20 protein-coding genes, 2 tRNA genes, 2 rRNA genes and 1 pseudogene are annotated in these 20,750 nt (G+C 30.4%); 21 read left to right on the forward strand and 4 right to left on the reverse strand.

Features of this window, described 5'->3' with window-relative positions:
* The first annotated feature begins 8 nt into the window (after nt 1-8).
* The 7 genes and pseudogenes from SR62_RS08450 (at nt 9) to SR62_RS08480 (ending at nt 7,738) form a co-directional block, all read left to right on the forward strand.
* Entirely contained in the window at nt 9-2,195 is a 2,187-nt protein-coding gene (locus SR62_RS08450; protein WP_147502355.1) for a dynamin family protein, read from the forward strand.
* On the forward strand, nt 2,185-4,014 hold the full coding sequence (locus tag SR62_RS08455; RefSeq protein ID WP_002875093.1) for a dynamin family protein: 1,830 nt from the start codon (nt 2,185-2,187) through the stop codon (nt 4,012-4,014). The genes SR62_RS08450 and SR62_RS08455 overlap by 11 nt, the downstream gene beginning before the upstream one ends.
* Nucleotides 4,014-4,718 (forward strand): tetratricopeptide repeat protein, encoded by a 705-nt coding sequence (locus SR62_RS08460; RefSeq protein WP_002889906.1) that lies wholly within the window; start codon nt 4,014-4,016, stop codon nt 4,716-4,718. Before SR62_RS08455 ends, SR62_RS08460 begins: the two co-directional genes overlap by 1 nt.
* A 135-nt stretch (nt 4,719-4,853) precedes the next feature.
* Nucleotides 4,854-5,582: a gluconate 2-dehydrogenase subunit 3 family protein gene (locus SR62_RS08465; RefSeq protein WP_147502356.1), complete on the forward strand. Its 729-nt coding sequence runs from the start codon at nt 4,854-4,856 to the stop codon at nt 5,580-5,582.
* A gap of 1 nt (nt 5,583) precedes the next feature.
* On the forward strand, nt 5,584-7,305 hold the full coding sequence (locus SR62_RS08470; RefSeq protein ID WP_002872556.1) for a GMC family oxidoreductase: 1,722 nt from the start codon (nt 5,584-5,586) through the stop codon (nt 7,303-7,305).
* A gap of 168 nt (nt 7,306-7,473) precedes the next feature.
* A pseudogene (locus tag SR62_RS09435) lies at nt 7,474-7,560 on the forward strand (hypothetical protein); the annotation flags it as partial.
* A 31-nt stretch (nt 7,561-7,591) separates the two neighbouring features.
* Nucleotides 7,592-7,738, forward strand: a complete 147-nt coding sequence (locus tag SR62_RS08480) for a hypothetical protein (protein ID WP_002858682.1) — start codon at nt 7,592-7,594, stop codon at nt 7,736-7,738.
* Nucleotides 7,739-7,861: 123 nt separating this feature from the next.
* Here SR62_RS08480 and SR62_RS08485 read toward each other — a convergent pair whose 3' ends face one another.
* The gene (locus SR62_RS08485; protein ID WP_002858642.1) at nt 7,862-8,566 is read right to left on the reverse strand and encodes a putative metalloprotease CJM1_0395 family protein; all 705 of its coding nucleotides are present in this window, start codon (nt 8,564-8,566) and stop codon (nt 7,862-7,864) included.
* Between the two features lie 107 nt (nt 8,567-8,673).
* Between SR62_RS08485 and SR62_RS08490 the strand changes: the two genes are divergently transcribed.
* Both SR62_RS08490 and SR62_RS08495 read left to right on the forward strand, forming a co-directional pair.
* Nucleotides 8,674-9,036 carry an HIT family protein gene (locus tag SR62_RS08490; protein WP_002858673.1) on the forward strand — a complete coding sequence of 121 codons (363 nt, stop codon included), beginning with the start codon at nt 8,674-8,676 and terminating at the stop codon, nt 9,034-9,036.
* 73 nt (nt 9,037-9,109) lie between these two features.
* Nucleotides 9,110-9,682 carry a YceI family protein gene (locus tag SR62_RS08495; RefSeq protein ID WP_002855621.1) on the forward strand — a complete coding sequence of 191 codons (573 nt, stop codon included), beginning with the start codon at nt 9,110-9,112 and terminating at the stop codon, nt 9,680-9,682.
* 4 nt (nt 9,683-9,686) lie between these two features.
* On the opposite strand, the gene SR62_RS08500 is transcribed toward SR62_RS08495, so the two are convergent.
* Nucleotides 9,687-10,616, reverse strand: coding sequence for a hypothetical protein (locus tag SR62_RS08500; protein ID WP_223209688.1), 930 nt, complete (start codon nt 10,614-10,616; stop codon nt 9,687-9,689).
* 88 nt (nt 10,617-10,704) lie between these two features.
* The gene (locus SR62_RS08505; protein ID WP_002858725.1) at nt 10,705-10,914 is read right to left on the reverse strand and encodes a transcriptional regulator; all 210 of its coding nucleotides are present in this window, start codon (nt 10,912-10,914) and stop codon (nt 10,705-10,707) included.
* A gap of 168 nt (nt 10,915-11,082) precedes the next feature.
* On the opposite strand from SR62_RS08505, the gene SR62_RS08510 reads away from it, so the two are divergent.
* From SR62_RS08510 to SR62_RS08535, 6 genes are all read left to right on the forward strand, one after another.
* Nucleotides 11,083-11,310 carry a superinfection immunity protein gene (locus SR62_RS08510; RefSeq protein WP_002858641.1) on the forward strand — a complete coding sequence of 76 codons (228 nt, stop codon included), beginning with the start codon at nt 11,083-11,085 and terminating at the stop codon, nt 11,308-11,310.
* 8 nt (nt 11,311-11,318) lie between these two features.
* The gene (locus SR62_RS08515; RefSeq protein ID WP_002818736.1) at nt 11,319-11,951 is read left to right on the forward strand and encodes a toxin-antitoxin system YwqK family antitoxin; all 633 of its coding nucleotides are present in this window, start codon (nt 11,319-11,321) and stop codon (nt 11,949-11,951) included.
* A 12-nt stretch (nt 11,952-11,963) separates the two neighbouring features.
* On the forward strand, nt 11,964-12,380 hold the full coding sequence (locus tag SR62_RS08520) for a hypothetical protein (RefSeq protein WP_002824822.1): 417 nt from the start codon (nt 11,964-11,966) through the stop codon (nt 12,378-12,380).
* A 129-nt stretch (nt 12,381-12,509) separates the two neighbouring features.
* On the forward strand, nt 12,510-14,087 hold the full coding sequence (locus SR62_RS08525; RefSeq protein WP_002858735.1) for an ABC-F family ATP-binding cassette domain-containing protein: 1,578 nt from the start codon (nt 12,510-12,512) through the stop codon (nt 14,085-14,087).
* The gene (locus tag SR62_RS08530; protein ID WP_002859498.1) at nt 14,077-14,412 is read left to right on the forward strand and encodes a hypothetical protein; all 336 of its coding nucleotides are present in this window, start codon (nt 14,077-14,079) and stop codon (nt 14,410-14,412) included. Before SR62_RS08525 ends, SR62_RS08530 begins: the two co-directional genes overlap by 11 nt.
* Before the next feature lie 74 nt (nt 14,413-14,486).
* On the forward strand, nt 14,487-14,870 hold the full coding sequence (locus SR62_RS08535; RefSeq protein ID WP_002858752.1) for a hypothetical protein: 384 nt from the start codon (nt 14,487-14,489) through the stop codon (nt 14,868-14,870).
* A 43-nt stretch (nt 14,871-14,913) separates the two neighbouring features.
* On the opposite strand, the gene SR62_RS08540 is transcribed toward SR62_RS08535, so the two are convergent.
* Nucleotides 14,914-15,498 (reverse strand): IMPACT family protein, encoded by a 585-nt coding sequence (locus SR62_RS08540; protein ID WP_147502357.1) that lies wholly within the window; start codon nt 15,496-15,498, stop codon nt 14,914-14,916.
* A gap of 127 nt (nt 15,499-15,625) precedes the next feature.
* Here SR62_RS08540 and SR62_RS08545 point away from each other — a divergent pair, with 127 nt between their 5' ends.
* The 6 genes from SR62_RS08545 to SR62_RS08570 form a co-directional block, all read left to right on the forward strand.
* Nucleotides 15,626-16,852: a membrane protein gene (locus SR62_RS08545; protein WP_002868718.1), complete on the forward strand. Its 1,227-nt coding sequence runs from the start codon at nt 15,626-15,628 to the stop codon at nt 16,850-16,852.
* A complete protein-coding gene (locus SR62_RS08550; RefSeq protein ID WP_002868719.1) occupies nt 16,845-17,582 on the forward strand; it encodes a hypothetical protein in 738 nt (245 codons plus the stop codon). Before SR62_RS08545 ends, SR62_RS08550 begins: the two co-directional genes overlap by 8 nt.
* Before the next feature lie 465 nt (nt 17,583-18,047).
* Nucleotides 18,048-19,560 (forward strand): 16S ribosomal RNA (locus SR62_RS08555).
* Nucleotides 19,561-19,662: 102 nt separating this feature from the next.
* Nucleotides 19,663-19,738, forward strand: a tRNA-Ala gene (locus tag SR62_RS08560).
* 8 nt (nt 19,739-19,746) lie between these two features.
* Nucleotides 19,747-19,823 (forward strand) — tRNA-Ile (locus tag SR62_RS08565).
* Nucleotides 19,824-20,357: 534 nt separating this feature from the next.
* Nucleotides 20,358-20,750 (forward strand): 23S ribosomal RNA (locus SR62_RS08570); the annotation flags it as partial.

Below are 20,750 nucleotides of genomic sequence, written 5' to 3' on the forward strand. Positions count from 1 at the left end.
GGAAGATTGTGAAAGAATTATTCCAAAAAATTTGGCAAAATGAACTCCAATTTTTAAATTTTGATGCTAAATTTCAAGATAAAAGCAAACTTGATACAGCCGAGTGTGCGATTATTTTAAGTGTCAATAAAGACAATTATGAAAGATATTTTCTCTTAAAAGAATTTCAAGAGCTTTGCAAAAAAATTGATTTAAGAGTGGATATTTTTAGTATGCAAAATGCTCAAATTTGTATTTTAAATCTTTTTAAATCAGGTTTTATTTCAAAGCAAGATTTACTTAAGGCTCTAAAAATTTTAGAAAAAATTTCGAAAAATACCGAAATATTTGATTTTATTTTACAAGAAAAAGTTCAAAGTATAGATCAAAAAGCTTTATTTCAAAATGATTTTAAAGAATTAAACACCATTAATTTAGAGCTTCAAAAGCTAAGTTTTGATGAAAATTTAAAATCAAGACTTCAAAAAACTTTGGAAAAATTTCAAAATTTAGAGTTTAATATAGCCATCACTGGCGTGATGAATGCAGGAAAATCAAGTCTTTTAAATGCTCTTTTAAAAGAAGATTTTTTAGGGGTTTCAAACATACCTGAAACAGCTAATTTAACAGTATTAAGCTATGGTAAGAGTGAAGAAGCAAAGATATATTTTTGGGATAAAAAAGAATGGCAAAATATACTTGAAAGTTCGCACTTTAATGCAGATTTAAAAGAATTTATTGATAAGCTGGATAAGAGTGTAAATATAGAAGATTTTATTAAGGATAAACCTTTGATACAAAATATCGCACTTTGTGAGCTTAAAAATTTCAGTTCTGCTAAAAATAAAATTTCAGCTTTAATTAAAAAAATAGAAATTAAAAGTCATTTAGAATTTTTAAAAAATAATATTTCTATAGTTGATACTCCAGGGCTTGATGATGTTGTAGTTCAAAGAGAAATTGTTACAAATGAGTATCTTAGAGAAAGTGATTTTTTAATTCATTTAATGAATGCTTCTCAAAGCTTAACTCAAAAAGATGCAGACTTTTTGGTGCATTGTCTTTTAAATTCAAGGCTGAGTAAGTTTTTAATTGTTTTAACTAAAGCGGATTTGTTAAGCAAAAAGGATTTAGAAGAAGTCATTGTTTATACCAAAGAAAGCTTAAAATCAAGACTTGTGGATTTAGATGAAAATTTGGTTGAAAAGATTGATTTTTTATGTGTGAGTGCTAAAATGGCAAGTGATTTTTATAAGGGTTTAGCACCTAAGGAAAGTTTGCAAAAAAGTGGTATGCAAGAATTTGAAAACTATCTTTTTAACGAGCTTTATACAGGAGAAAAAAGCAAGATTGCCTTAAGAGCTTACAAAAAAGAATTACATTTGGAACTTAAAAATATTCTAAGCAAATATGAAATGCAAAATCGTCTTATTAAGGAGAATAAACAAGGTGTAAGTGAAGAAAATCAAAAGCTTTTACTTGAACTTCAAAAGCAAAATATCTTATTAAAAGAAGCACAAGATGAAATTTCAAATTCCGTTGCAAAACTTAAAAATATAGATAGTGGCATAGATAATCTTGTTTTACTTTTGGCTAAAAAATTAAAAGAACGTTTGATAGATGAGTTTAAATATTTGAAAAATAATGCACAAAAGCTTAATCTTTCTCGTATTTTAAATATAGTTGATATTACCACAAAAGATGGGATTAATGATATTTTAAGAGAAATTAAATTTGAAAATATTAAAAAAATCGAGGAGCTTAAAACAAATTTATCTTTAAAATATGATTTTTTAAAAGATGATTTTGATAATGGTTTTGAAGGTTTTAAAGATGGAATTTCAAAAAATATAGATAGTATTTTTCAAAGCGAAAAATTTGCACTTTTAAGATTGAAAATTGAAAAATTAAGCAATCTAAAATCAGATTTATATGAGCTTGAAACGAATTTAGATATGGTTATTTTTGATACTTTTAAAGAATTTAAAATGAGCGAAATTTTAAATTCTTTAAATATCAATGGAGCATTTTTTGAGTTTTTAAATGATAAATTAAAACATTATGAAAAAAATCAAAAATCAAAATTAGAAAGTCTTGAAAAAGTTTTACAGAGTCTGAAAAATCAAGATATTAATATTTTAAATTCTTTTGAAGAAAATTTAGAAAAAATTGAAAAATTAAAACAACTTGAAATGGGGCTTTTAAATGCAGATTAATCTTTTAAATGATTTTATAAAAGCCTATGAAAATACTTATAGTGTGAGTTTTGATGATAGTTTTAAAGGGCGTATTCAAGAGCTTTGCAAGGAACTTAATGAGCCTTTTATGCATGCAAGTTATGCTTTAGAAAATGAATTAAAAGAGCTTGTATTTTCTTTGGATAAGAATGTTAATATCGCTATTATAGGGCAGTTTTCAAGTGGTAAATCAAGTTTACTAAATTTGATCTTGGGGTGTGATTGTTTGCCTACGGGTGTTGTTCCTGTTACTTTTAAACCTACTTTTTTACGCTATGCAAAAGAATATTTTTTAAGAGTAGAATTTGAAGATAGAAGTGATATTATCACAAATATAGAAAAATTAGCCTTTTATACGGATCAAAGAAATGAAGTAAAACAAGCAAAAAGTTTGCATATTTTTGCACCTATTCCTTTACTTGAAAAAATCACTCTTGTAGATACTCCGGGTTTAAATGCAAATGAAAATGATACTTTAACAACTCTTGATGAGCTTAAAAATATTCATGGAGCGATTTGGTTAAGTTTAATTGATAATGCAGGTAAAAAAAGTGAAGAAGATGCCATAAAAGCAAATTTAGAACTTTTAGGAGAAAATAGCATTTGTGTATTAAATCAAAAAGATAAATTAAACACAGAAGAGCTAGATAATGTTTTAAATTATGCAAAAAGTGTATTTTTAAAATATTTTGATGAGCTTATTGCCATTTCTTGCAAAGAAGCTAAAGATGAGCAAAGCTATGAAAAATCTAATTTTCAATCTTTGCTTGATTTTTTAACTCAGCTAGATACAACAGCTTTAAAAGAAAAATTTGTTAAAAGAAAAATTTTAAATTTATGCGAAATTTTAGAAGATGAAAACCAACTTTTTGTAGGTATTTTTGATCGTTTATTAAATCAATTTCAAAGTTATGAAAAGCATTTACTTTTAGCGTATGAAAATTTTTTAAAAGAGATTGAAATTTTAAATCATCAGATTTTAGAACAGCTTAAAAGCATTAGCGAAAGAATTTCTAGTGAAATTTTTGCAAGTGTTAAGGAAAAAGATGCTTATTTTTACAAAGAAAGCAAAGGATTTTTAAAGAAAGATTTATACACAAGATATGATTATAAAGTGCCTTATATTTCAAGCGACGATGCTTTTTTGGCGATGTTTTACAATAGTGATGTAATGAGTAAAGAGTTTAAAAAAATCAAAAATGAACTTTATAAATCTTTTGAAGAAATCAAGATGAAATTAAAAGATTTTATAAACATACTTGAGAGAGAAATTTTGCTTTTTAAAGCAGAATTTTCAAACATACAAAAAGATCACATTTTCCAAAGTGATAAAAATTTTAGTGAATTAAGAGCTTTTTGCAATGCAAGTGATGAGTACTTTTTGAAAGATTTTAAGGAGCTTTTATTTAGAAGTATTTTAGAGCTTGATTTATTTTTTGAAAAATTAAATCTTAAGGCTTTTACAAATTATGAAAATGCTACGAAACTAAGCCTTGCATTTTTTAGTCGTAAAATCAATGAAAGTCGTGTTCTTTATGAGCTTGATAGTTCTGAATTTGTACTTTTTTATCCTAAAAAAAGTGAAATTTATGAAAGAGTTTTAAATGAATTAAATGTTTATGAGTTTGAAGCTTTGCTTATTAATAAACCTATTTTGACAAAAATTGCAAAAAATTTTTTAGAACAAAGTCAAATTTTAATCCAAGAAAAAAGTAAATTTTTAGATCTTAAAAAAGCAGAACTTCGAAAAAGAAGAGCACAGATTTTAAATGTTAGAGAAAGTATAAAGGAAGATTAATGAGAATATTTTTAACTTTATTTTTATTTTTTAATTCATTATTTGCATTAAGTGAGCTAGAAGAGGGTTTAAAACTTTACGAGGCAAATAAATTTGATAAAGCTTATGAAATTTTTAAGAATCTTTGTGAAAAAGATATTTCTAAAGCTTGTTTTTCTTTAGCTTTTATGCATGAAAGTGCTAAGGGCGTGAGTAAGGATTTAAATCAAGTTTATAAATTTTATGATAAAGCTTGCAAATTAGGTTTAGCAAATGCGTGTTCTAATATGGCTTTGCTTTTGCAAAATCAAGGTTATAAAAATGAAGCTCTTTTGGCTTTTAATAAAGCTTGCACTTTAGGAGAATCGTTAAGTTGTAATAATATAGCTTTATTTTATGAAAAAGAAAAAGATGGACAAATGGCCTCAAGTTTTTATAAAAGATCTTGTGACTTAAAAAATGCAAGAGCTTGTTATCAGTTAGGATCTTTATATGATAAAGGAGAGCTTGTTAAAGCAAGTGTAAAATCTGCTCTTGCTTTTTATTCTAAATCTTGCACTTTAGGTTTTGGTGAGGCTTGTTATTTGCTAGGACGCTATAATCAACTAGAAAAACAAGATCTAACAAAGGCAAAAAGATATTTTGGTATGGCTTGTGATCAAAAACATCAAGAAGCTTGTGCAGCTTATAAAGAACTTAATTCTAAAGATATAGAGCTTTATTAAAAGTTCTATTTTCATTACTTTCAAAGATATACTTAAATAAAATTAAGAATAACACAAAATTTATCGCTTTTTAAAGTTAAATTTATATTAATAGGGCTAATATAGTCTTGTTTAAATTATTATCAAGGAGAAGTAATGCAAGACAATATTATTGATCGCAGAAGCTTTTTTAAACTAGGGCTTCTAGGTGGTTCTGTAGTAGCAGCTAGTACTATAGGTGGCGGTGCTGTTTTAAAGGCAGCAGAATTTACGCATTCGCATCAAGCTTCACAAAGGAAATCAAATAAAGTTAGAGGTAGAATGTTTTTTCAAACTCAAACTGAATTTGATACCTTAAGTGCAGCCTGTGAAAGAATTTATCCTAAAGATGAGCAAGGAGAAGGAGCTATAGGTTTAGGCGTGCCTTATTTTATCGATAATCAGCTAGCTAGTGCTTATGGTTATAATGATAGAGAATATATGCAAGGACCTTTCATTGAGGGTAAAGCTGAACAAGGCTATCAAACTCCTATGCAACGCAAAGATATTTTTTTAGAAGGTGTGCGTGCTCTTGAAGAAAATGCTCAAAAGCGTTATAAAAAATCTTTTTCTTTGCTTAAAGGTGGAGATCAGGATAAAATTTTAAGTGATTTTGAAAAAGGAAAAATTCAAACTACAGGTTTTAAATCTTCTTATTTTTTCACACTTTTAAGAGATATGACAGTAGCTGGAGTTTTAGCTGATCCAATTTATGGCGGAAATGATAATAAAAATGGTTGGAGAATGATGCAATATCCAGGCGCACAAATGAGCTATGTGGATAAAATTGCAAGTGATGAATTTTTTAACATTGAACCTATGGGTTTAGCAGATATGGAGAATTAAAATGGCTGAAGTATTAAAAAAAGTAGATGTAGTAACAGTTGGAGCAGGATGGACTGGAGGTATAGTGGCCGCAGAGCTTACTAAAGCAGGTTTGAATGTACTTAGTTTAGAACGCGGACATATGCAAAGTACTGAAAATTTTAATTTTATCCATGATGAGTGGAGATATGGGATTAATTATGGTTTGATGCAAGATTGCTCAAAAGACACTGTGACTTTTCGCCATGATCCTAGTGGTTTAGCCTTACCTTATCGTAAAATGGGTTCGTTTTTATTGGGTAATAATGTTGGCGGTGCAGGGGTGCATTGGAATGGTTGGACTTTTAGGTTTATGCCTTATGACTTTGAAATTCAAACCCTAAGCAAACAAAGATATGGTAATAAATTAGGTAATGATTATACCTTGCAAGATTGGGGCGTGACTTATAAGGATATGGAGCCTTATTATGATAGATTTGAAAAAACCTGTGGGGTATCAGGTGAGCCAAATCCTTTAGCGGAAAAAATGGGAGCTTTTAGATCCAGTCCTTATCCACAAGAACCTCTTGAAAATACTAAAATGCTTAAACGATTTGAAAGTGCAGCAAAAAGTTCAAATTTACACACTTATCGTTTGCCAGCTTCAAATTCTAAAGGTGGCTATACAAACCCTGATGGTCAAGATTTAGCTCCTTGTCAATACTGTGCGTATTGTGAGCGTTTTGGTTGTGAGTATGGCGCAAAAGCAAGTCCTTTAAACACAGTAATTCCAAAGGCTATGAGCACAGGTAAATACACTATACGCACTTATAGCAATGTAACGCAAATTCTTAAAAAAGACGGAAAAGTAACGGGGGTAAAATTTGTCGATACTAGAACGATGAAAGAGTATATTCAACCTGCTGATATAGTTGTGCTTACAAGTTATATGTTTAACAATGCTAAGCTTTTAATGGTAAGCAACATAGGTGAGCAATACGATCCAAAAACAGGTAAAGGAACTTTAGGTAGAAATTATTGTTATCAAATGAACATGGGTACAACAGCTTTCTTTGATGAGCAATTTAACACCTTCATGGGTTCAGGTGCTTTGGGAACTACGAGTGATGATTTTAACGGAGATAATTTTGATCATTCTAAGGAAAAATTCCTTCATGGAGCTATGATTTATAGCGTTCAGCTTGGAACTCGCCCTATACAATCAGCCCCACTTCCAGCAGGAGCTCCAACTTGGGGTGCTGAATTTAAAAAAGCATTAAACTATAATTTCACAAGAGCTATTACCGTAGCAGGACAAGGTGCTTCTTTGCCTCATAAGAATAATTATTTAAGTCTTGATCCAACTTATAAAGATGCTTTTGGTATGCCACTTTTACGCTTAACTTATAATTTCACTGATCAAGATAGAGCTTTGCATAAATTTATCACAGATAAAACAGCTGAGGTAGCAAAAAGAATGCAAGGAGTAAAATCAATCAAAAAAGGTGCTTATCTTAAGGATTATAGCGTTGTGCCTTATCAATCTACTCATAACACAGGTGGAACAACCATGGGTGCAGATAGAGAAACTAGTGTGGTTAATACTTATTTACAACACTGGGATGCGGATAATCTTTTTGTTGTAGGAGCAGGAAATTTCCAACACAATAGTGGATATAATCCAACTGATACTGTAGGAGCTTTGGCTTATCGCTGTGCTGAAGGTATTTTAAAGTATCATAAAAGTGGAAAAAGCTTAGCTTGATAATAACTTGAGAGTTTTTGAAAACTCTCAAGATTATAAATTTTTAATTTTCTTCCGATATAGTATAATATCAAGGAAGGCAAAAATGATTAATGGTGTAAATTCTTATTTAAACTACAATTATACAAAAAGGCAAATGTAGTCTGCTCTTGGAGGGTGGTATGCAAGATGATTACTTTAAGTTCTTTTAATAGATATTTTGGAAATAATCCTCTGCAGACACTTACTAAAATTAGAGATGAAAGTATTGAAAATGCAAAAATTTAAATTATAAAAAGGATAAAAAATGTTAAATATTTTACATGCAAATTCAAGTCATCGTTTCCATAAATGTATGCCTAAGGAAGTTCATCAAATATATGATACTTTAAAGCTTATGGAACAGCAAGAAGGTACAAAAAAAAGTAGAAGCCAAAAAAGAAGAGCAAAGTAATTCTACAAATACAGATAAAGCAGATAATAAAAAAATAAATTTTTAGACATGTCCGTTTAGTTTTAAAACAAAGCTTTATTTATAAGGAAGATTGGCATAATTTTTTTATTTAAATTAAGAATTTTAAGATGCGATGCTGAATTTAATGTCGTTATTTTGTGAATTTTGTTGATAAGTTCTAGTGACAAGATTTTTAAAGTCTTTATCAAAATTTGAATTTTTATCGTTGTTTTTTGAATCTTTATCTGTTTTTTCTAAGCTATTTTCTGAATTTTTGTCATCTTTTTCTTTATTTTCTTCTTCTTTTTCTTTGGCTTCTTCGGCTTTAAGTTTCATTGCTTCAGCTCTTGCTTCAAATTCCATTTTTGTAGCATTTGCTGCAACTTTATAGTCTTGTGGGCTAGGATCAGCAGGAGCCATAGCTGCTGCTGCGATTTGTCTTGCATTGGCTATAGTTTCTTCTGGTGTGTTTCCTTTTTGCATGCTGATAGGAACTTCGCCCGCTGTAGCATACATTTGATTATCAGGGCCTCTTGTGTAAGTAAAACTTGCAGCACCTGCTAAGCCGCCACCCGCTGCTTGATGTGCAGCTTCATGAGCCTTTACATTTCTATCGATACTTTGGAGTTCGCGAACTTGAGCTACTTCTTTTTGGCTTAGCTCTACGCCATTAACCATTTGGGTTTGTTCGCCATTTTTTTCTTTATCATCTTTATTTTCACTAAGATTTTTTTCATCTTTTTGAGTGGAATCAGATTGATTTGTTTTATCAAAAGAAGGTTTGCTAGAGTAGTAATCATAAGAGTTATAACTTGAACTAATTTGCATTTATCCTTCTTTTTGTTTTTTAAATTTTTAGGAATTTTAACACATTTTGACTTAAAAATTTGATAAATTTTGTAAAATAATCATAAATACAATTTCAAAGGAATGTAATGATTTATGAAAATGATTTGATTTATATAGAGAAAGAGGAGGCTCAAGTGCCTTGGCTTAAAATTTTTACTAAAGAAATTTATAAAGAATTTAGCGATTGTCCTTTAGAGTTGCAAAAGGAACTTTTTGAAAAAATTTTATTTTGTGAAAAGGCTATGATAGAATTTTACAAACCTGAAAAAATCAATATCGCCTCTTTTGCAAATTATGTGCCAAGGGTGCATTTTCATGTTATGGCAAGATTTAAAGAAGATGCGTTTTTTCCAGAGTGTATGTGGGGAAAACAGCAAAGAGAAACAATAAAGCTTGATTTGCCTAAATTTGAAGAATTTGTAAAATTTTTAAATAGTAAAATTTTTTGATTTTTATTAATGATTTGTTATGTTTTATCTAATAAAATTTTTATATTGAAAATTACTATAAAAAAGGAAAAAAATGAAAAAAGTTTTATTGAGTTCATTGGTTGCGGTGTCTTTGTTAAGCACAGGTTTGTTTGCTAAAGAATATACTTTAGATAAAGCACATACAGATGTAGGTTTTAAAATCAAACATTTACAAATTAGCAATGTAAAAGGAAATTTCAAAGATTATTCTGCGGTGATTGATTTTGATCCTGCGAGTGCTGAATTTAAAAAGCTTGATGTAACTATAAAAATCGCATCTGTAAATACAGAAAATCAAACAAGAGATAATCACTTACAACAAGATGATTTTTTCAAAGCAAAAAAATATCCTGATATGACTTTTACAATGAAAAAATATGAAAAAATCGATAATGAAAAAGGCAAAATGACAGGAACTTTAACTATAGCTGGAGTTTCTAAAGATATCGTTTTAGATGCTGAAATCGGCGGTGTAGCTAAAGGCAAAGATGGAAAAGAAAAAATAGGATTTTCTTTAAATGGAAAAATCAAACGCTCTGATTTTAAATTTGCAACAAGTACTTCAACTATTACTTTAAGTGATGATATTAATTTAAATATCGAAGTTGAAGCGAACGAAAAATAATTTTTTAGTCTAAGAGTCTTGCTCTTAGACTTTGTAAATTTTTATCCAAATTTTCTTCACTTTCTTGCCAAATCAATTTAAAATCCGGTTTAAAATTTTCATTTTCTAAATTAAATTCCGTGTTTTTCAAGGTGGATTCTAAAAAAGCAAGATGATTTAAAGCTTGATTTTTATCATTAAAAATTAAAATAAAATCATTTTCTACGATAAAAATTTTTGCTCTAAAGCGTTTTAAAATTTTTGCAATTTGTTTTAAAATGAGTTTGGTATAGCTTTCTTTGGTATCTTTTAGTTCATTAAAATGAAGCAAGGCAATGATATAGTTGTTTTTTCCTTTTGTAAAGCGTGTAAGGCTTTTTTCATTGGGTAGCTTTGTTAAGGTGTCAAAAAAAGCTAACCTATAAGCGTGATTTAAAAGATAAAAACAAAAAACCAAACTTGCAAATTCAAAATATCTTATTCCTGCTCCTTCTTGGAATAAAAATTGAAAATACGCAGTAAAAAATGCGATAAGAAGATAATATTCTTTAGTTTTAAAGGTTTTGATAAAAATGAGTATTAAGCCGACTAAAAAAAATAAAAATCCTAATTCACTCACAGGTTTAAAAAAATCTAATGCAATAAAATGAAATTCTAAACCAGCACTATTAAAAGTAGTATTTCTAGGTAAAATGATACTTAAAATGCCTATAAAAATAAGGGTTGTAATTGAAGCGATATTTTTTTTATTTAAAATTAAAACATGATGTTTTCCAACGCAAAATAGAGTAAAAATCATAGGTAAAAATAAAGCTACAAATAAATTAGCTTGAAAAAAACTTGTATAAAAATAAGGCAACTTGGCTCCTAATAGCACTAAAGTTAAAAAGAAAATTTTTGAATTTTTAAAGTAAAAGGATAATACAAGTGCTGAAATTTCAAAAATAAAACTCAATGATATTAAAAAATCTAATAAAAACATTATCAAATCCTTGATTTTAATAAAAGTGATAATTGTATAGAAAAAAGCTTAAAAGCGGATTTTATTTAAATTTAGCAATTTCATCTTGTATGGTTTGTTCTATATGGAGTAATTCTTCATGAGTTTTTTTGCTATTATCTAAAAGTTCATCAAATTTAAAGCCAAGCATAACAATACGATATAAATTGGGTTTATATTTTCTCCAATTATATAAAGTGCTAACATCAATGTCTAGTTCATATGCCATATCACGCTTGCTCTTTTTTGTCATTTTTTACCTTAAAAATTTAGCCTTTAAAAAATTTTACATTAAAATTTCTTTATTAAAAACACTTGAAATATTCAATCTTTTATATAAAATATATTTAATATTTCAATATTAATTAAGTTATAGTATGGAATAATAGTTTTTATAAAATTTTTATTTAAGGAGAATTACATGGAAGGTGCAAGTGGCGGGTCTATTTTTGTAACAATATTATTGTTTATATTATACATGTTGCCCGCTATTATTGGTTTGAGCAGAAAGCATTCTAATTGGCTGATAATTTCTTTGCTAAATTTGTTTTTTGGTTGGACTATTATTGTTTGGCTTGTTTGTTTAATATGGTCTTTTACGGGAAGTTTTAAGCAAACTATTATTATTAAAGAAAAAAATGAGAAATAGGAGAAAAAATGACAAAATTTTTAAGCATTTGTAGTTTAATTGCGATGTTGTTAAGTGGTTGTGGAAGTGATTTTCCTGGACAACCTAGCGATGTGGCTAGAGTTCAGCAAAACAAATATCCAAATGGAAATTTAAAAGAAGAAATTCCCTATAATAAAGATTCAAGAATACATGGGTTAAAAAGAGCTTTTTATGACAATGGTCAGCTAAGAGCTGAAGAAAATTATAAAAATGGAAAAAAAGATGGAATTAGCAGGGAATATTCTAGAAATGGGCAATTACTTGAGGAGGTGCATTTTAAAGATAATCGCGGATATGGTGATTTTGCAAGCTATTATGAGAATGGAAATATGAGAGCAAAGGGAAAACTACTTGGCTATAATGAAGATGGTATGCCAGAATTTGAAGGTAATTACAAGGAATATTATGAAAATGGAACTTTAATGTGTGATTATAATTTTGATAATAAAGGTAAATTTGATGGAGTACAAAAGCGTTATGATGAAAATGGCGCCTTAGAAGACGAAGAAAATTATAAAAATGGACTTAAAAATGGAGTCTTTAGAGAATATAAAAAAGGGGAGATTGTAAGAGAAGAAGAATATAAAAATGGTATTTTAGTAGCAAAACCTAAAAATTAGAGGAGTTTAGATATGTTTAAAAAAGTAATTTTATTTTTCTTAATGGGGTTTGCCTTGCTTCAGGCCAACTCATTAGACAAATGTGATAATACGGCAGTTGTTTCAAATCTTAAAGAAAAAATTCCTAGTGAAATTTTTAAAAATCTTTATGAATTATCCGGACTTAAAGCCCAAGGGATTGATTATGAAGATTATGCAAAAGGCCTCAAGGAAATAGCCAAGCATGATGGAATGGTAAATTACACTGATATGATCGAAATTAATTCCATTTCAAATTTTGATCTTAATTTTGATTCTTGTATGGCTACGATTAATGCTGCATTAAAAGGGGAACAGAGAAAAGGTCTTTGGAGTGTTGTTTATAAGGTTTCTAACATAAATCAAGTGAAAATTACAGATATAACTTATATCAATGGAGATTTCCAATAATATTTTTATTAAAGTAAGTCAATAGAATTAATTTCATGACTTACTAATATTTTATACTCAATTAATTTCAAGTCTTTTTTTGATACAATTTCTTAAAAATTTTTATAAGTAAAAAATTTAAGGAAAATCATGGTTGAAGTAAAAAATCTTACTATGCGTTTTGCAAATCAGCTTTTATTTGAAAATGTTAATTTAAAACTTGTTCGAGGACAAAGATACGGACTTATCGGTGCTAATGGTGCGGGAAAATCGACTTTTTTGAAAATTCTTTCAGGAGAAATTGAGTCAAGTAGTGGTGAAATAGTATTTGATGAAGGCTTGAAAATCGCAGTTTTAGGACAGGATCAATTTGCTTTTGAAAACTACACCATCAAAGATGCAGTGATGTGTGCAAATAAGCGTTTATATGAGGCCTTAAAAGAAAAAGAAAAGCTTTATATGAGCGAGGAATTTACTGATGAGATCAATGAGCGTTTAGGTGAGCTTGAGATAATAACGGCTGAAGAAGATCCAAATTATGATTGTGAAACACGTTGTGAAAAAATTTTAAGTTCTTTAAAGATTAAAGATTTCGATGCTTTAATGAGCACCTTACAAAGTGCGGATAAATTTAAAGTTTTGTTAGCTCAAGTTTTGTTTTTAGGTGCCGATGCGCTTTTTTTAGATGAGCCTACAAATAACCTTGATTTAGAGGCGATTTCTTGGCTTGAAAATGAACTTTTAAGACATGAAGGAACTTTGGTTGTCATCTCTCATGATAGGCATTTTTTAAATAAAATTTGCACAAGGATTTTGGATGTGGATTTTAAACAAATTCGTGATTTTGCGGGAAATTATGATGATTGGTATATGGCTTCAACGCTTTTGGCAAAACAAGCTGAGCTTAAACGCGATAAAACCTTAAAAGAAAGAGAAGAATTAGAAAATTTCATTCGCCGTTTTAGTGCAAATGCTTCTAAGGCAAAACAAGCCACAAGCCGTGCTAAGGCGCTTGAAAAACTAGAGCTTGAAGAGATTAAAATTTCAAGCCGTAGAGATCCTAGTATAGTATTTAGAACTAATCGTGAAATAGGTAATGAAGTTTTAGAAATTAAAGGTATAGGCAAGGCTTATGATAAACAATTGTTTTCAAATTTGGAGCTAAAAATAGAAAAAAATGATAAAATCGCTTTGATTGGGGCAAATGGTGTGGGCAAAAGTACTTTGGCAAAAATCATCGCCCATGCTATAAGTCCAGATAGTGGATCCATACATCTTGGGGCAACTATAGAGCTTGGATATTTTCCTCAAGATACAAGTAATTTAATTTGTGAAAATTTGAAACTTTATGAATGGTTGATGAGTGAAAAATTTAAAGATCTAGATGAAATCCGTAAGTGTTTAGGTAGAATGCTTTTTAGTGGCAGTGATCAAGAAAAGATGGCAGCAAGTTTAAGTGGGGGTGAAAAACACCGTTTAATGCTTTCTCGTTTAATGCTAGAGCGTCCAAATTTCTTGCTTTTAGATGAGCCTGATAACCATTTAGATCTTGAAAGTATTATTGCACTAGGTGAAGCTTTGTATAATTTCAAAGGTGTAGTGCTTTGTATCAGCCACGATAGGGAGTTAGTTTCTGCTTTTGCTAATAGAATTTGGCATTTAGAAAATGGTAAGCTTACGGATTTTCGTGGAACTTATCAAGAATTTTTAGGAGAAAATGATGGCTAAATTTAGAATTCAATACAGCGCAGGTTTTGGGCACTATACGCAAAATCACAAGGGTTTTGGACCTACGATTTATATAGAAGAGGTCGTAGAGTTTGATAATGGCAAGGATTATTTTGACTATATAGATTTTTATAAAACTTATTCAAAGAGCGATGATACTTATTTTCATATCAGTTTTTTAGAAGATAGACCTCTAAGCGATAAAGAAATCACGATTCGCAATGAATACCGCAAAATGCGTGATGAAAACTGTAAAAAAGCCAAGGAGGAATTTATAGCCAACAATGAGCTTGATGTGGAGCATTTGCCTACTCACCATGATTAAAAAACATTAATTTTTACATAAAAAGGAACGCTTTTTGCTTGTATAGTTTTTGCATATTTTGAAAGGAGAAAACTATGCAGGTAAATTATAGAACGATTAGCTCGTATGAATACGATGCTATTAGTGGTCAGTATAAACAGGTGGATAAACAGATTGAAGATTATTCTTCATCTGGAGATTCTGATTTTATGGATATGTTAAATAAGGCGGATGAGAAGTCAAGCGGAGATGCTTTAAATTCTAGCAGTAGTTTTCAAAGCAATGCGCAAAACTCAAATTCAAATTTAAGTAATTATGCTCAAATGTCAAATGTTTACGCTTATCGTTTTAGACAAAATGAAGGCGAGCTGTCTATGAGAGCTCAAAGTGCTAGCGTTCATAATGATCTTACACAACAAGGTGCAAATGAACAAAGTAAGAATAATACTTTGTTAAATGATTTATTGAACGCAATTTAATCAAAAGCTCCATTTTGGAGCTTTTATATTTACTTGCAAGAATTTATAATTTCTCTATTTCAAAAGGTGCAAAATTTTTACAAAAAATTTCAAATTCTTGCTCCTCTTTTTCATTTAATTTGATATGTAATATAGCTTTGCAATCCTTAAAATCTTTTGTGAAATTAAAAGAATAAGTTTTTAAAAAATGTTCAAAACGATTTAAATTTTTTAAATCAATAGTAATGGTTGTATTTTTTTTCAATTCGAATGAAAGTAAAGAAGAATTATTTATCACAGCATTTGCTGCATCGCTATAAGCTCTTACAAGTCCCCCTGTACCAAGTTTTATACCGCCAAAATATCTTACAGTGATTAAAGCCGCATTGATAAGATCATAGCCCCTTAGAACATTTAAAGTTGGCATTCCAGAAGTTCCTTTAGGCTCTCCATCATCACTTTTATCTTCTACAATTTGATTGAAATCATTTAAAACACGATAAGCATAGACAAAATGAACGGCTTTTGGATGTTCTTTTTTTAGTGTTTCTATTAAAAATTTAAAATCTTTAAAAGGGCAAAGAAAAGATAAGAAAGTAGATTTTTTAATATCGATTTGTGTTTGAAAAATTTGATCAATAGTTTGCATTTTTGCCTTCTTTTATTTAAAATTATACTTATAAAAACTAAAATCAATTTGATGTTAATTTTTAAGATATTTGATATTTGTATGATTTGCATTGATATTTTAAGTTTAATTTTGTAAAATTTTCATTATGGAAAAAATCAAAAATTATAAACTTATCATCATTTTACTTAGTCTTGATTTGTTGGCTTTGCTTTATGGAACTTCAACACTGAGTATTAGTGCTGATGAAGCTGATATTTATTTTGGTGAGCAGGGTAAATCACTTATTTTTTCTCATAGTTTGCTTTATTATATATCTCATTTTGGAACTTTTATTTTTGGGCAAAATGATTTTGGTTTAAGGCTTCCTTTTTTATTTTTTCATTTTTTAAGTTGTTTGCTTTTGTATTTGCTAGCTTTAAAATATACTAAAACTAAAATTGATGCTTTTTTTTCTTTATTGTTATTTGTTTTATTGCCGGGTACTGTTGCAAGTGCTTTACTGGTTAATGCCGCATCTTTGGTGATTTTTTTAACCCTTGCTATATTATGTGCTTACGAATATGAAAAAAAATGGCTTTTTTATATATTATTGATTATAGTATTATTTGTTGATAAATCTTTTAATATTTTATTTTTAACTTTTTTCTTTTTTGGGATTTATAAAAGAAATGCTATTTTATTTACCTTATCTCTTGTTTTGTTTGGAGCGAGTATCAGTTTTTATGGTTTTGATACAGGTGGTCGTCCAAGAGGTTATTTTTTAGATACCTTAGGAATTTTTGCTGCATGTTTTTCTCCTTTGGTTTTTGTGTATTTTTTTTATACTATTTATCGTTTGACTTTTCAAAAATATAAAAATTTATTATGGTTTTTAATGAGCGTAACATTTGTATTTTGTTTGTTGCTTTCTTTAAGACAAAAACTTTTTTTAGATGATTTTTTGCCTTTTTGTGTTATTTGCACTCCTTTGCTTATAAAAACTTTAATGCAAAGTTATAGGGTGAGATTACCAGTTTTTCGATTAAGGTATAAAATCTTTATAGAATGTTCTATAATTTTTTTGATATTTTGTTACTTTTTAATCGTCGCTAATCAATTATTGTATTATTTTATAAACAATCCAAATCGTCATTTTGCCAATAATTATCATTTTGCTAAAGAATTGGCACTAGAATTAAAAAAACAAGATGTTTTAGAGCTTGCAACAGCCCCAAGTTTGCAAAAAAGATTGCGATTTTATGGAATAAAAAATAGCAATAAGTTTTATTTAAAAGCTTTAAAACAAGCCGATAAGCATGATATGGACAAAAAAATTGTTAAAGTAAAACTTGGAAAATATGAAAAAGTATATCAGATTTTAAACTATGATTAAAGCTTTCAGTTTGTTGGAATTTGTGTTTATAATTCTCATTTTAGGTATAGTTTTTAATTTAGGCAGTCTTTACTTAAAAAAAGACAATCTACTAGAAGGTGCGATACAAATTCTTAATGATATCCAATATACCCAAAGTTTAGCCATGATGCAAGAAGGTATAAGAGTTGATGAGTTGACTATTGCAAAAAGAGAGTGGTTTAAAAGTAAATGGCAGATTTATTTTATAAAATCAGCTGCCACAGGTTATGATCAAACATATACTATTTTCTTGGATAAAAATGGCGATGGAAATGCTAATTTAGGTAAAACTGAAATCAATATAGATAGAGAAATTGCTGTTGATGTAATCAATCATAACAAATTAATGAATTCAGGTCAAAGTGGAGTTATTAGTAAAGATGATGAAAAAACTACACAAAGATTTAATCTTACAAAAAGATTCGGAATAGAAAAGGTTGAATTCAAAGGATCTTGTTCAGGATTTACTAGATTAGTATTTGATGAAATGGGCAGAGTGTATTCTCCGTTAAAAAATGCCAATTATGCCTATGAAAAAACTTTAGCAAAGAATAATTCAGATTGCATTATACGTTTGTTATCAAAAAAGCATGCTCTTTGTATCGTTATAGATACGCTTAGCGGTTATGTTTATATTCCAGATTTTAAAACACTTAAAAGTCAATTTGTTAATATAAAAAATAAAAATTACGAGTGCTCTAAAATATAGCCCCCATTATACTTAATATAAATACTTACACAAATATTTATACTATTTAATCCTTTGTTTAATACACTTTTAAGTTTAATTGGTTATACTTTCATTTCCTTTTTTTGAAAAAAGGACTTAAAATCTTTTAAATTATAAAGTTTCACTAGCTTAGTAGATTTTATAAATTAACTCTTTTGGTTTTTGTCTTATAAACTAAAAGCTTTTTTATAAATCTTGTTTTTTAATTTAAAAACTTTTCTTTTAAAAATGATTTTTTGTTTTGTTCTTTTAAATTAGTATTGTTATTCAAATCTTATTAGTCAATCTTTGAAATCTAAATAAGTGATCGATTGAGCCAGAAAGATTTAGGCATAAGCAATTATGTAAAATCTATTCAATCTAATAATTAAAAAGATTAAAAGCTTTTCTTTTAATCTTTCATAACTTTTTCTTTGAAGAAAAAGATTAAACTATCTATAATTTTTTATGGAGAGTTTGATCCTGGCTCAGAGTGAACGCTGGCGGCGTGCCTAATACATGCAAGTCGAACGATGAAGCTTCTAGCTTGCTAGAAGTGGATTAGTGGCGCACGGGTGAGTAAGGTATAGTTAATCTGCCCTACACAAGAGGACAACAGTTGGAAACGACTGCTAATACTCTATACTCCTGCTTAACACAAGTTGAGTAGGGAAAGTTTTTCGGTGTAGGATGAGACTATATAGTATCAGCTAGTTGGTAAGGTAATGGCTTACCAAGGCTATGACGCTTAACTGGTCTGAGAGGATGATCAGTCACACTGGAACTGAGACACGGTCCAGACTCCTACGGGAGGCAGCAGTAGGGAATATTGCGCAATGGGGGAAACCCTGACGCAGCAACGCCGCGTGGAGGATGACACTTTTCGGAGCGTAAACTCCTTTTCTTAGGGAAGAATTCTGACGGTACCTAAGGAATAAGCACCGGCTAACTCCGTGCCAGCAGCCGCGGTAATACGGAGGGTGCAAGCGTTACTCGGAATCACTGGGCGTAAAGGGCGCGTAGGCGGATTATCAAGTCTCTTGTGAAATCTAATGGCTTAACCATTAAACTGCTTGGGAAACTGATAGTCTAGAGTGAGGGAGAGGCAGATGGAATTGGTGGTGTAGGGGTAAAATCCGTAGATATCACCAAGAATACCCATTGCGAAGGCGATCTGCTGGAACTCAACTGACGCTAAGGCGCGAAAGCGTGGGGAGCAAACAGGATTAGATACCCTGGTAGTCCACGCCCTAAACGATGTACACTAGTTGTTGGGGTGCTAGTCATCTCAGTAATGCAGCTAACGCATTAAGTGTACCGCCTGGGGAGTACGGTCGCAAGATTAAAACTCAAAGGAATAGACGGGGACCCGCACAAGCGGTGGAGCATGTGGTTTAATTCGACGATACGCGAAGAACCTTACCTGGGCTTGATATCCTAAGAACCTTTTAGAGATAAGAGGGTGCTAGCTTGCTAGAACTTAGAGACAGGTGCTGCACGGCTGTCGTCAGCTCGTGTCGTGAGATGTTGGGTTAAGTCCCGCAACGAGCGCAACCCACGTATTTAGTTGCTAACGGTTCGGCCGAGCACTCTAAATAGACTGCCTTCGTAAGGAGGAGGAAGGTGTGGACGACGTCAAGTCATCATGGCCCTTATGCCCAGGGCGACACACGTGCTACAATGGCATATACAATGAGACGCAATACCGCGAGGTGGAGCAAATCTATAAAATATGTCCCAGTTCGGATTGTTCTCTGCAACTCGAGAGCATGAAGCCGGAATCGCTAGTAATCGTAGATCAGCCATGCTACGGTGAATACGTTCCCGGGTCTTGTACTCACCGCCCGTCACACCATGGGAGTTGATTTCACTCGAAGCCGGAATACTAAACTAGTTACCGTCCACAGTGGAATCAGCGACTGGGGTGAAGTCGTAACAAGGTAACCGTAGGAGAACCTGCGGTTGGATCACCTCCTTTCTAGAGTACAAAGTAATAAGTCTCACAACTATTACTTCAATATATAAACTCAATTGATTCTTGTTTAGATTTCAAAGATTGATGATAAAGCTAATTGTTTATGGGGAATTAGCTCAGCTGGGAGAGCGCCTGCTTTGCACGCAGGAGGTCAGCGGTTCGATCCCGCTATTCTCCACCATTTATTAAGGGCCTATAGCTCAGCTGGTTAGAGTGCACCCCTGATAAGGGTGAGGTCACAAGTTCAAGTCTTGTTAGGCCCACCATAAAAAAGATTTGAATAAAGAAGCTTTAAAATCTAAAGCAAGTATATAAAATAGATTAAATATAAAATATAAACTCTATACTTAGATTTATTTTTATCTTTAACTATAAAAGAATATACTTTAATAGATATAAGTAGCATATACATTATGCATTTATATTTATAATGATTATGTTAATATATATACTTCCTTTAGGTTTTAAACCTAAATGTTCTTTTAATTATCATTGTTAAGAGTCACAAGCAAGTTTTAATAAAAACAATTTTACAGGACTTGTTAAAGGATAAAACCTATTTATCTTTTCTTTAGTTTAACTTAACTTTTAGCTGTCTTCTCTTCTATGAATAAAGAGAATATTAGATTTAAGATTTATAAATTAAAGACAAATTTCAAACTCACAGCTTAGTTGAGACTAAATCATTTAGTTTTATATTAAGTGTTTGAATGCTTTCCGTCTTAAGATAAAGAAGTCTTATTATAAAAACTTTAACAAGGAAGTGATGCGTTTTAGAATCAATAATAAAAGGTAAAAAAAGGTAAGCTACTAAGAGCGAATGGTGGATGCCTTGACTGGTAAAGGCGATGAAGGACGTACTAGACTGCGATAAGCTACGGGGAGCTGTCAAGAAGCTTTGATCCGTAGATTTCCGAATGGGGCAACCCAATGTATAGAGATATACATTACCTATATAGGAGCGAACGAGGGGAATTGAAACATCTTAGTACCCTCAGGAAAAGAAATCAATAGAGATTGCGTCAGTAGCGGCGAGCGAAAGCGCAAGAGGGCAAACCCAGTGCTTGCACTGGGGGTTGTAGGACTGCAATGTGCAAGAGGTAAGTTTAGCAGAACATTCTGGAAAGTATAACCATAGAGGGTGATAGTCCCGTATGCGAAAAACAAACCTTAGCTAGCAGTATCCTGAGTAG

Source organism: Campylobacter sp. 2014D-0258 (assembly GCF_008000495.1).
GTDB classification, from domain to species: Bacteria; Campylobacterota; Campylobacteria; order Campylobacterales; family Campylobacteraceae; genus Campylobacter_D; species Campylobacter_D jejuni.